The sequence below is a fragment of the Pseudomonas sp. E1MeOHC2 genome, from assembly GCF_058745025.1.
This window is the reverse complement of sequence record NZ_CP196675.1, coordinates 1,130,016-1,142,085: the sequence shown is the minus strand read 5'-3', so window position 1 is coordinate 1,142,085 and position 12,070 is coordinate 1,130,016. Positions and strand designations below refer to the sequence as shown.

The following is a 12,070-nucleotide window of genomic DNA, read 5'->3' as shown; positions in this document are numbered from 1 at the left end:
TGTCACGTGCAGCACAGTGGCGCCACCTTAACCCACTTTCCGCAACCTGCCAATGGCCAGAGGCCGCTTTACTGAAAATCAGATCGGCGGCGGCTGTAAGCCCCGCCTGGCGGGGATTGTGGCCAGAATGCAGGATGGAACTTTGAAGAGGGCGCCGGGACCGGTAAGATGCGCCTCACGATTTTCACCTCGCAACTCTTCAGGACACCCCGCCATGAGCATCAAATCGGACAAGTGGATTCGCCGCATGGCGCAGGAACACGGCATGATCGAACCCTTCGTCGAGCGCCAGGTGCGCGGCGAACACGACAGCCGTGTCATCTCCTTCGGCGTCTCCAGCTACGGCTACGACGTGCGCTGCGCCGACGAATTCAAGGTGTTCACCAACATCAATTCGGCCACCGTCGACCCGAAAAACTTCGACGCCGGCAGCTTTGTCGACGTCAAGAGCGACGTCTGCATCATCCCGCCAAACTCCTTCGCCCTGGCCCGCACTGTGGAGTACTTCCGCATTCCACGCAACGTGCTGACCATCTGCCTGGGCAAAAGCACGTATGCGCGCTGCGGCATCATCGTCAACGTCACCCCGCTTGAGCCAGAGTGGGAAGGCCACGTGACCCTGGAATTCTCCAACACCACCACCTTGCCGGCAAAAATCTATGCCAACGAGGGTGTGGCGCAGATGCTCTTCCTGGAATCCGATGAAGAATGCGAAGTGTCCTACAAGGACCGTGGCGGCAAGTACCAGGGCCAGCGTGGCGTCACCCTGCCACGCACCTGAGCCGACGAGCGCGGGGAATTCCCCGCGTGTTTGCGACTCCAACGAGTAACTTGCCGATGTGCATGATGCGCATCGGCTCTCGTCAGGAGCCGCCAATGAAACTCCATCCCGCAATCAGTGCCAAGCTGGCTGGTTTGCAGCCCAATCATGTCGGGTTGTTGCCATGGTCACTGCTGGCGCATCCGCTGCCGATGCAGGCGGGGGGCGTGCCTCATCAGCCTGATCCCGATACCCCACAACCACCGGAGCCGGGTGAAACGCAGCCCATGGAGCCAGGTGAACCCACCTTGCCCGATGAGCCGCCTCCCGCACCGGTCGCCTGAGCACGTGTGGCTATAGCGCCCAGACCCGCTCTGCGCCTGCCAGAAACACGCGGGTAGTCGCATCGCCGCGCACGCGCCAGCCACCGGTGAATTCGCCGAAGGCTGGCAGCAGGCTGACCCTGTCATCCATCAGAAAGCAAGGCAGGCGAAGACGCTGTCTGGCCCGCCCCTGCAAGACGAACACAGGGTGGACATGGCCCGCCAGCACCGGGTGCTGGGGATGGGCGACGGGCTCGTGCTGCAAGGCGAAGGGCGCCAGCACCCATGGCTCTTCCACCACCTCAATCCCCAGTGCAACCGGTGGGTCGCCAGCGTGGCGATCATGATTGCCACGCACCAGCACGATGCGTAGCCCCGCATGCCGTTGCCGCCACGCCTGCAGCCTGGCCAGCGTCGCCGGTGCGCGTGCCGTGCGGGCGTGCAGGAAATCGCCAAGCACGACCAGCAGTCGGCAATCATGGTTGGCCAGCAGGGTGTCAAGGCGCGCCAAGGTTGCCTCGGTGGTACCGCGTGGCACGGGCTGATGAAGGGCGCGATAGCTGGCGGCTTTGCCGATATGCACATCGGCCACCAGCAGGGCGCGACGGGCAGGCCAGTACACGGCTTTGTCCGGCAGTAGCCAGAGCGTTTGGTCGCAGTGCTGGATGGCCAGGTGATCATTCATCGCGGCCACTCGCCGCCTTTTCCAGGTCCGCGACCATCCGGGCTATGCGCTCTGCCAGTTTTTCCGTGCTCAAGGTTTCGCGCATGCCTTCCACCAGCAAGGCAAAGGCCAACGGGCCAGGGCGAGGCAACGCATGCAGGTCCAGCCGCAGTTGGCCAAGCTTGAGCAACTGGCGATGCAGCCGCTCGATCTCGAGTTCTTCACGCAATACCTCGTCCCGAGCCTGGCCCAGCAGCAGGTTGTCGGCATCGTGCTTGCGGAAAACCTCGTAAAACAGCCCACTGGACGCCTGGATCTGCCGGGTGCTCTTTTGCGCGGCCGGGTAGCCGCCAAATACCAGCCCGGCAATCTGGGCGATCTCGCGAAAGCGCCGTAGTGCCATCTCGCCCGCGTTGAGGCTGGCCAGTACATCCTCCAGCAGGTGCTCGGGCAAGAGTGCGGTCGGCAAGTGCGTTGCCCAATCCACGGCACTTGGGCTGAGCAGCTCAAAGCCATAGTCATTGACAGCGATGGACACTGAGAGCGGCTGTACCCGGCTGATTCGCCAGGCAATCAGGTTGGCCAGGCCCAGGTTGGCCATGCGCCCGGCGAACGGGTAGAGAAAAAGGTGCGAGCCCTGACGTGATTTCAGGGTTTCTGCCAGCAGTGTGCGGGTGGTCGGTAGCGCCGACCAGCTGGCCTGCAACGCCAGTAGGGGGCGCACGGCGCGCATTTCCGGGCTGTCGTAACGCTGATGGGCTGCGGCATCTAACTGTGCGACCAGGGCATCGGCCAGCTCGCTGGACAGGGGCATGCGCCCGCCGTTCCAGCGGGCCACGGCGGCTTTGCGCGAGGTGCTGCGGCGTACATAGGCGGTCATGTTTTCGACACGCACCAACTCCAATACCCGGCCTGCGAAGATCAGGCTGTCGCCAGGGCGAAGGCGGGCGATGAAGGCCTCCTCGACACTGCCCAGCGGCTTGCCGCCACCGCCTTTGCTCCAGTACTTGAGCTGCAGGCTGGCATCGCTGACGATGGTGCCGATGCCCATGCGGTGCCGCCGCGCCAGGCGCTCGCTGGCCACCCGCCAGACCCCGTCGGCATGGGGCTCGACACGCTGGTAATCAGGGTAGGCGCTGAGCGAGTTGCCGCCGTGGCAGACAAAGTCCAGCGCCCACTGCCACTGGCTGTCGCGCAACGCGCGAAAGGCCCAGGTGCTGCGTACTTCGGCTAGCAACTGCTCGGGTCGAAAGCCGCTGCCCAGGGCCATGCTGACCAGGTGCTGCACCAGCACATCCATGCACAGCTGAGGCGAGCGCCTGGCCTCGATCTGCCCGGCGAGCAGCGCGTGCCGGGCCGCTGCTGCCTCTACCAGTTCGAGGCTGTGAGTGGGCACCAGGGTTACCCGCGAGGGGCGGCCTGGTGCGTGCCCGGAACGCCCGGCGCGTTGCATCAGGCGGGCGATACCTTTGGCCGAACCGATCTGCAGTACCCGCTCCACAGGCAGGAAATCCACGCCCAGGTCCAGGCTGGAGGTGCAGATCACCGCTTTGAGCGAACCTTGCTTCAAGTTGCGCTCGACCCAGTCGCGGGTATCGCGAGCCAACGAGGCATGGTGCAGGGCAATCAGGCCGGCCCAGTCAGGGCGTGCATCGAGCAATGCCTGGTACCAGAGTTCGGCCTGGGCGCGGGTGTTGGTGAACACCAGGCTGCTGGCGCTCGTGTCGATCTCCCGGCTGACCTGATCGAGCATCTTCAACCCCATATGGCCTGCCCAGGGGAAACGCTCGATCTCAGTGGGCAGCAAGGTATCGACCTGCAGTCGTTTGTCCTGTCGGCCTTGCACCAGCAACCCGTCGTGGGGCATCAGCACGTCGAGGGCATGTTGCAGGTTGCCAAGGGTGGCCGAAAGCCCCCAGGTCAGCAGCGTCGGGTGCCAGCGGCGCAGGCGTGCCAGGGCCAGTTGCAATTGCACCCCACGCTTGTTGCCCAGCAGTTCATGCCATTCGTCCACCACCACCAGGCGCAGGCCGGCGAAATCATCGCAGGCTTGCGCCCGGGTCAGCAGCAGCGTCAGGCTTTCGGGTGTGGTGATCAACACGCTGGGCAGGCGCCGGGCTTGTCGGGCGCGCTCGGCGCTGCCGGTGTCGCCACTGCGCACCCCCACGCTCCAGTTCAGGCCTAGCGCATCGAGCGGTGCTTGCAAGGCACGCGCGGTATCGGCGGCCAAGGCGCGCATGGGCGTGACCCACAGCACCTGCAAGGGGGCCGGTTGGCGGCCTGGGCTGGCAATGGCGAACGCGCGCAGTGCCGCCAGCCAGACAGCATAGGTTTTGCCGGCGCCGGTACTGGCGTGCAGCAGCCCGGACTCGCCGCGTTCGACGGCCGCCCAGACACGTCGCTGGAAAGCGAATGGTTTCCAGCCGAGCATGGCGAACCAGGCATTGGCAAGGTCGGTGGAGGTGGCCATGGGCGCGGGCTGATCCTTCGAAGGCTGTGCTTCTACTGACCGCCCGCCGGGGAGATTGGTTTTACCGGATCAGTTGCCCAGCAGGTAGCCGCTGCGGCACACCTGCTCGCCCGCCACATGGGCGATGACCATGCCCGCCGTCGCCATGCGGCGCACGCTGCGGGCGTACAACAGCCCGGGCTGGCTGTTACGCACTGCGGTTACCCGGTCGTTTAGCGGGTCGATGACCTCGGCGATCAGCTGGTCGGCTTGCAGGTACTGGCCTGGCCGCGTGTGGTACACCAGCAAACCGCCAAGCGGCGTCGAGACGGGCTCTACGGCGGCCAGCGGTGTAGCCGGGCGGGACAGCGGCGGAAGGGGCGCGCGGCTGCCTTCGATGACGCCGGCATGGGTCAGGAAGTCGAGGATCGCCTGGCAGTCCTTGCCGGCCAGCTCATGGCTCACATCCGCCTGGCCACGCAATTCGACGGTTACCGAGCAGCAGCCCAGCGGAATCGGGAAACGTTTGCCGAAGCGCTGTTGCAGCTGCCACCAGACCAGGCTGAAGCATTCATCGAACGATTGCCCGCCCGAGTCGGTGGCCAACAGGCTCGCCTGGGCCCCCAGGTAACGGGCCAGCGGCTCGATCTGCGGCCAGGCTTCCGGCGTAGTGTAGAGGTGTTCGACTGCCTCGAAGTCGCAGTGCAGGTCCAGCACCAGGTCGGCGTCGCACGCCAGGCGCTGCAGGATCAGGCGCTGGTCCTGAAGTGGGGTGCGGGTGGGGTGTGCATCCAGCCCGCGACGCAGGTACTCGCGGATCAGCGCGATGTTGTGTGCCGGGTCCTGGGTCAAATGCTGTTCAATCTGGTCGCCGATGCTGTCGGAGAGGTCGACGAAATTGCGGTTGAAGTTTTCGCCGCTTTGCAGCTCGAAACGCCCCAGCGGGGCGTCCAACAGCACCTGTTCCAGGCCCACCGGGTTGGCCACCGGCACCAGAATGATTTCCCGCTGCAGACGGCCCTGCTGCTCCAGCTCGGCCAGCCGACGCTTGAGGTGCCAGGCCACCAGCATGCCGGGCAGTTCGTCGGCGTGCAGCGAGGCTTGGATGTACACCTTGCCGTCACCGCGGGGGCCGAAGTGAAAGCTGTGCAGTTGGCGTGAGATGCCCGGTACGGGAGAAAGCAGCTCGTGGGTCGAATGGTGCATGGTGGTCCTAGGTTCGTGGCGAATACGGTCTGCGACACGGGTCGGCACAAAAATAGAAGCATAATTTTTGCATCTGCGCCTGTGCAAATTAGGCACTGTCAGATCAGCAGTGCCTGCAGGGTCGCCAGGTTGTCGGCTTCTTCGACCGGTTTGTCCAGGCGCCAGCGCAGCATGCGTGGAAAGCGCACGGCGATGCCGCTTTTGTGGCGGCTGGACAGGGCAATGCCTTCGAAGCCCAGTTCGAACACCAGGGTCGGTGTCACGCTGCGCACGGGGCCGAACGTTTCCACGGTGGTTTTGCGGATGATCGCGTCAACCTTGCGCATCTCTTCGTCGCTCAGCCCCGAATAGGCCTTGGCGAATGGGACCAATGCTCGTCCGGCCGTGCCGGCGGGCGCGTCCCAGACGGCGAAGGTGTAGTCGCTGTAGAGGCTGGCGCGGCGGCCATGGCCACGTTGGGCGTAGATCAACACGGCATCGACGCTGAAGGGGTCGATCTTCCACTTCCACCAGGTGCCCATGTCTTTGGTGCGCCCCACGCCATACAGGGCCTCGCGCTGCTTGAGCATCAGGCCTTCGACGCCCAGGCTGCGGGACTGCTCGCGCTGTTCGGCCAGCTCGGCCCAGGTTTGCCCTTCGAGCAAGGGCGACAGCAGCACGGGCGCTAGCGGGTAATCTGCCACCAGCCGTTGCAACTGCTGACGACGTAAGTGCTGCGCCTGGTTGCGCCAATCCTCGCCCTGCCATTCCAGCAGGTCATAAGCCTGCAGCACCACGGGCGCGTCGGCCAGCAGCTTCTTGCCCAGGGTCTTGCGGCCCAGGCGTTGCTGCAACAGGGCGAAGGGTTGCACGGCCAGGGCATCGTCCGTGGCCCTCGGTTTCCACACTAGGATCTCGCCATCGAGCACGACGCCGTCAGGCAGCGTCTGCGCCAGGCTATGCAGTTCGGGGAAGCGATCAGTGACCAATTCTTCGCCGCGCGACCAGACCCACAATTGGCCGTCGCGCTTGACCACCTGCGCGCGGATACCGTCCCACTTCCATTCGATCTGCCAGTCTCTCGGCGGGCCGAGCAGCGCGTCAAACTGCTCGACGGGCGCCTGCAGCGGGTGAGCCAGAAAAAAAGGATAGGGCTGACCGCCACGCTGGCGGTGTTCATCCGCCGACTCGGCAGCGATCAACTGCTGGTAGCCGGCGGCGGTAGGGCGGTGGCTGATGTCGGTGTAGCCAACCAGGCGCTGGGCCACGCGCTTGGCATCGAGGCCGGCCAGTTGCGCCAGGGCGCGGGTGACCAATAGCTTGGAAACACCGACGCGAAAGCTGCCGGTGATCAGCTTCAGGCACAGCATCAGGCTTGGCCGGTCGAGCTGCGCCCAGAGCGGCGGCAGGCGCTGGCGGATCACTTCGGGCGGCAGGCCGCGAAGGGGCAGCAGGTATGTCTCGACCCAATGGGCCAAACCCTCGTCGCTGCCGTGGCTGTTCTCGGGCAGCAGTAACGAGATCGTTTCGGCCAGGTCGCCCACGGCTTGATAGCTCTCTTCGAACAGCCATTCAGGCAGCTCTGCCAACTCAGTCGCCAGTTCGCGCAGCACTCGGGTTGGCACCAGTTGCCGAGGGCGGCCGCCGGCCAGGAAGTACACGGCCCAGGCCGCATCCTCGGCAGGCGCCTGGGCAAAGTAGTCGCGCAAGGCTTCGAGCTTGGCGTTGCTGGAGGTGGTCGCGTCCAGGCGCAGGTACAGCGCGGCGAAGGCTTTCATGCCTCGGGCTCCGAGGGCGCTGGCTCGTCTTCGTCGCCGTATTCGGTGGCGAAGGCGCGAGCATCCAGGCCCTGTTCGTTCAAGTAGCGCACCAGCACGTTGACCGAGCCATGGGTGACCATCACGCGCTCCGCGCCAGTCTGGCCAATGGCCCACAGCAGGCCCGGCCAGTCGGCGTGGTCCGACAGTACGAAGCCTCGGTCGACGCCACGCCGCCGGCGTGTGCCGCGCAACAGCATCCAGCCGCTGGCGAAGGCATCGCTGTAGTCGCCGAAGCGCCGCATCCAGCTACTGCCCCCGGCAGAAGGTGGGGCCAGGACCAAGGCGTGGCGCAGCAACGGGTCGTTGCGCGGGATGTCGCCGGCATAGCGGGTTTCCGGCAGGTGCACGCCAGCCTCACGGTACACCCGGTTCAACGGCTCGACCGCGCCGTGTACCAAAATCGGCCCGATACTCGCGTCCAGCCCGTGGAGAATGCGCTGCGCTTTGCCGAAGGCGTAGCAGAACAGCACGCAGGCTTTGCCCTGCGCGCAATTGGCGCGCCACCAGGCGTTGATACCGGCGAATACCTCAGGCTGGCGGGGCCAGCGGTAAATAGGCAGGCCGAAGGTCGACTCGGTGATGAAGGTGTGGCAAGGCACTGGCTCGAAGGGGGCGCAGGTGCCATCGGGTTCGACTTTGTAGTCGCCCGAAGCGACCCAGACCTGGCCCTGGTATTCCAGGCGAACTTGCGCCGAGCCCAGTACATGGCCGGCGGGGTGCAGGCTCAGGGTGACACCGTGGTGAAGGATGCGCTCGCCGTAGGCCAAGGTTTGCAGGTTGATGTCCGGGCCCAGTCGGCTGCGCAGGATGCCTGCGCCGGGCGCGGCGGTCAGGTAGTGGTTATTGCCGGTGCGGGCGTGGTCGCCGTGGCCGTGGGTGATGATGGCACGGTCCACCGGCCGCCAAGGGTCGATGTAGAAATCACCGGGCGGGCAGTACAGGCCTTCGGGGCGGGCGATAACGAGGTCCATGGCACGGGCGCTGGTGGTGGGTTACCCGTTAGGAGCGCGGCGGGCGATGGGAAGTTCGAGTGGGTTTGTCGTGAGTGTTGTAGCGCCTGGGAGATCGAGCGCCGCGCGCGCGGCGCTCGATCTCCCAGGCCATCCCCTCCCGATTACCGCCCCGGCACCAACGTCAGCCGTTGATTGCCATAGCCCCGCCCAAAGTTCTGCGGTTGCATCGGTAGGCTCATGAAACGCCCTTTGAACCAGGCATCCAGCCCGTCGCTGTAGTGCGGGCTTGCCGAGTTGCCGGACTGGCCGCTGCTGGTCAGTACCTGCAACGGTTCGGCCTGGCCAAAGTCGACGATCATACGTGCCGACGCTGGCAGGCGGGTGTTGAAGTCACTGCCCCAGGCGTAGGGGGTGAGGGCCAGGGTACTGAAGTCGCCGCCGGCAGCCAGCGGTGAACGGCTGAGGGCATCACCCAGGCCATGGTAGGCCGGTGCCGGCCAGCGGTACTGGTGCAGTTTGCCCCACTGCCAGGCGCGGCGGTCGGCGCCGAGTTGCGCAGTGCCGGCATCCACTGCAGCAGCCAGGCTGCGGGCGAGAATCAGCGGCTTGTCTTCTTTCTGCGGGGTGCTGCGGTCATCCCAGAACGGGCTGTCCTCGCGGCCCAGCAGGTGGTCGGCCTGGGCCGAGTAGGACAACCGCGCATTGCTGACGAACGCCTGCCAGGCAGGGCCGGATTCTGGCCCGAGGTCATCGAGGAAGGTTTCGCGGGCGAAGGCCTGGAGGAACAACGCGTACAGCGCGGCATCTGCCGACACCGGGCTCAGGCGGCCATCGAATGCCTTGAGCCGGGCCAAGGCGTCGCGGGCCTTGTCACGCTGTGCGGCTGGCAGGGCATCGATGGCTTGTTTGAGCGGTTGAGCCATGCCCGGTGCGTCGAACATCTGCTTGAGCTTGTCGGCCAGCAGGGTGACTTGATCGTTCTGCAGGGCCATGAGGCTGCGGCTGTCGTGACGGCCGTTGCCTGCCAACTGAGCCAGGCGCTCGGCGCGCTCGGGGTAGTACCAGGTGTTGGACAACTGCATGCCGTAGCCGCGCGGCAGGCTGCGCTGGTTGGCGTGGCCGATCCAGCCGGCGGGTGGGTCCTGATCGTAAGGGTGCAGCATCGGGTCAGCGTAGCCGTCCCAATCGTAACGCCCGTCCCAGCCGGGCGAGGGCAGCAGGCCCTGGCCTTCGCGGCGGTTAGGGTAGCGCCCGCTAACTTGCCAGCCGATGTGTTCGGGCTCGGCGAAGACGAAGTTGAGCGCCGCGGCGGCGACTTCGCGGGTGCTGTCGAAGGCGCGCTCGACCGTTTTGGCGCGGGTCAGGTCGAACAGCGCATCGAGGCTACGGTCGCCCTTGAGCTGTGGCAGGTTCAGGGCCAGGCCCAGGCTGGCGCTTGTCGGTTGGGCGAGCAAGGTGCCGTGGCGCGTGTCATACATCACCTCGCGCAGCGGGCGTTGGCCACGCACGAAGAAGGTTTCGCTGCGTGCCCGTGCTGGCAGCCACTTGCCGTCGGCCAGGTAGCTCAACTGGTTGCCTTGGCGGCGCAGTTGCTCCAGGTACAGGTCCTGGTTGTCGGCCATCACGGCGCTGCTGCTCCAGGCGATCTTACCGTTGTAGCCGGCCAGCACGATTGGCAGGCCCGGCAGCGACAGGCCGGCGACCTGATACTTGCCGGTGTGGATCTGCACTGGGCTCAAGGCCCAGGCGGCCTGGCTGTCGCTGGCCAGCAGGCTCTTGCCGCTGCGGCTGCGTTGGGCCGCCAAGGCCAGGTTGGCCGAGCCTGGGTTGCCGAGCAGGTCGAGGTCGGCGAGTTTCTGGCTGGCTGCCGCCAGGGCAGGCAAGCCGGGTAGTTGGCTGGAGAGGTTGAGGCCCTTGAGCTTGTCCACTTCGCTGTCGGCCAATGGTTCGTCCGGTGCGCCGGGCAGCAGCCAAGCCAGCTTGTCGCTGCCGACCTGCTGCGCCAGAGTCAGGGCACTGAGTTCTTCTTGCAGGTTTACCGATTGGCTGAAGGCGTACAGGCTGAAGATCAGCGCCGAGTCTTCTGGCTTCCAGTACTCAGGGCGATGGCCGCTGCTGGCCAGGCTGGCGGGCAGCTTGTCGCGGTAGCGGAACAGGTAGGCGTTGACGCCGCGGGCGTAGACTTCGAAGAAGCGCTTGAGCCGGGGCGAGGCGTCGGCGTATTGCTGAGCGGCGCTTTGCTTGAGGTTGGCGGCGCGCATCAGGCGGTCGATGTCGAGTGCATCGCTGCCGGCAAGTTCGGCGAGGCGGCCTTGGGCGAGCAGGCGCATGGCGACCATCTGCTCGATGCGATCGCCTGCGTGTACGTAACCCAGGCTGAACAGCGCGTCATGGAAGTTGCCGCTTTCGATCAACGGAGCGCCCATGGCATTGCGCCGTACCGAGACGTTTTGTGCCAGGCCCTTGAGCGGCTGTACGCCGGTGGTCGGTGGCACGCTGTCCTGGTAGCCGCCCATCTGGCAACCGGCGAGTCCGAGCGTGCCCACTAGCGTGGCAGCGGTCGTTAACCGCAGGCGGAAGGGAGGAAAGGCGGGGGCGGCCATGACAAGGGCTCCTGCAAGGCGTGGCGGGGGTTTGGAAGGCGCTAAGGTAGTGAGCACGCAGGCGCGGTGCAAGGTGCTGAGGCGGTTTATTTACGAATGGTACGTTACTGAACGGATCACCCATATGGGTCGCAGACGCGTTCACTCACCAACGCGCAATTCTGAGCGTCACCTTAGGTGAGTTTTTGCTCTTGCTCTTGCATGGTTACGCGGTGTGTCCGGCCATAGTTGTGCGTTGGGCTTCAACTGATGGTGCTGAGATCTGGCAAGGTCCATTTGCGGTGGCGACGCTTAATCACCTTTCCGCTTTTACAGCGGGTCACTTTTTGGCAAACGCCCCAAAAAGTAACCAAAAAGGTCTGCGCTCCATCATACGGCCCCTACGCTGCGCTTCGGGGTCCCCTCGCTCCGGCGTCTTACGGGCCCGCGCGGCCTACGGTTTGCTACGCAAACCTACATCTCGCGCCTTCGGCTGCGCCGAAGGGTGCTGCGCACCTGGCCCTCCAGACGCCTACGCTCGGCCTCCTGAGTCGCTGAAGATCAAAAGCCAGATCAAGATCAAGATCAAGATCAAGAGCTCGGTTCAGCGCTCAGGTAGACCTTTGCTATTAGGTGCTTCGTCAGATCAGGCGCCGTGGCACTTTTTGAACTTTTTCTCGCTGCCGCATGGGCAAGGATCGTTGCGGCCAACGTCCTTCAGGGCGTTGCGAACAGGCTCCTGATGGCCGTGGTTGCAGTGCGGGCCGTGTACATGGCCATGGTCGTGATCGTGGTGGTGATCATGATCGTGGTTGCAGTCAGGGCCATGAACATGGGGTTGCTGAGTCATTGCAAGGTTACTCCGGTATGAAATCACCGGGGATTATCTCACCACTGCGCGACAAGTGCAGGTCCCGATGGATGAGCAACCCGGTGGCCAACTCCCCTTGCAGGGAATAGTGCAGCGGCTGTTCGCTCTTCAGCAGCTTGGCCAGCGGCTTCAAGTGCTGCCACAGGTTGGTCCGCGCAGTGATCTTGAACGTACGCCGGGCATGGCCGCCAACGCTGCGCCATACACTCGTCTCATCCTGCACCAGAAGCAGGTCGTTGAGCCGTATCGAATACGCCAGGCTACGAATGAACAACCGGCTGTCATTCGGGTTGTCGACACGCAGGTGCAGGACGAATTCCTGCTGGAGCAGCCTGGCCTTGACTGTCTCTACCTTGACCAGGTGCACCTCAGGCTCGCGCCAATCGTCGCCGCCCCAGCTGGCGCAACCCGCCAGCAGAGCCAGCAGGATGCCGAGCAGAAGCACGCGGGCCTGGGCGATCAT

General features: G+C 64.9%; 10 protein-coding genes. 2 read left to right on the top strand and 8 right to left on the bottom strand.

The features are described 5' to 3' along the window. Positions 1-214: 214 nt before the first annotated feature. Together dcd and ACSSU5_RS05020 are read left to right on the top strand one after the other, a co-directional pair. Positions 215-781, top strand: coding sequence for a dCTP deaminase (gene dcd, locus ACSSU5_RS05025; protein WP_012313046.1), 567 nt, complete (start codon positions 215-217; stop codon positions 779-781). 95 nt (positions 782-876) lie between these two features. Continuing rightward, positions 877-1,104, top strand: a complete 228-nt coding sequence (locus ACSSU5_RS05020; protein ID WP_264311882.1) for a hypothetical protein — start codon at positions 877-879, stop codon at positions 1,102-1,104. A 10-nt stretch (positions 1,105-1,114) separates the two neighbouring features. On the opposite strand, the gene pdeM is transcribed toward ACSSU5_RS05020, so the two are convergent. The 8 genes from pdeM to ACSSU5_RS04980 all read right to left on the bottom strand — a co-directional run bounded on the left by pdeM (position 1,115) and on the right by ACSSU5_RS04980 (position 12,070). Then, on the bottom strand, positions 1,115-1,768 hold the full coding sequence (gene pdeM, locus ACSSU5_RS05015; protein ID WP_264311883.1) for a ligase-associated DNA damage response endonuclease PdeM: 654 nt from the start codon (positions 1,766-1,768) through the stop codon (positions 1,115-1,117). Further along, positions 1,761-4,217: a ligase-associated DNA damage response DEXH box helicase gene (locus tag ACSSU5_RS05010; RefSeq protein WP_264311884.1), complete on the bottom strand. Its 2,457-nt coding sequence runs from the start codon at positions 4,215-4,217 to the stop codon at positions 1,761-1,763. Before ACSSU5_RS05010 ends, pdeM begins: the two co-directional genes overlap by 8 nt. 69 nt (positions 4,218-4,286) lie before the next feature. Continuing rightward, positions 4,287-5,402 carry a succinylglutamate desuccinylase/aspartoacylase family protein gene (locus tag ACSSU5_RS05005; RefSeq protein WP_492560725.1) on the bottom strand — a complete coding sequence of 372 codons (1,116 nt, stop codon included), beginning with the start codon at positions 5,400-5,402 and terminating at the stop codon, positions 4,287-4,289. A 98-nt stretch (positions 5,403-5,500) separates the two neighbouring features. After that, positions 5,501-7,159 carry an ATP-dependent DNA ligase gene (locus ACSSU5_RS05000; protein WP_492560724.1) on the bottom strand — a complete coding sequence of 553 codons (1,659 nt, stop codon included), beginning with the start codon at positions 7,157-7,159 and terminating at the stop codon, positions 5,501-5,503. Further along, positions 7,156-8,172 carry a ligase-associated DNA damage response exonuclease gene (locus ACSSU5_RS04995; RefSeq protein ID WP_492560723.1) on the bottom strand — a complete coding sequence of 339 codons (1,017 nt, stop codon included), beginning with the start codon at positions 8,170-8,172 and terminating at the stop codon, positions 7,156-7,158. The genes ACSSU5_RS05000 and ACSSU5_RS04995 overlap by 4 nt, the downstream gene beginning before the upstream one ends. A 143-nt stretch (positions 8,173-8,315) precedes the next feature. Then, a complete protein-coding gene (locus ACSSU5_RS04990) occupies positions 8,316-10,757 on the bottom strand; it encodes a penicillin acylase family protein (protein WP_492560722.1) in 2,442 nt (813 codons plus the stop codon). 625 nt (positions 10,758-11,382) lie between these two features. After that, positions 11,383-11,586 (bottom strand): SEC-C metal-binding domain-containing protein, encoded by a 204-nt coding sequence (locus ACSSU5_RS04985; RefSeq protein ID WP_033694179.1) that lies wholly within the window; start codon positions 11,584-11,586, stop codon positions 11,383-11,385. 7 nt (positions 11,587-11,593) lie between these two features. Then, complete coding sequence (locus ACSSU5_RS04980; protein ID WP_264313874.1) at positions 11,594-12,070, bottom strand: LEA/WHy family protein; 477 nt, start codon at positions 12,068-12,070, stop codon at positions 11,594-11,596.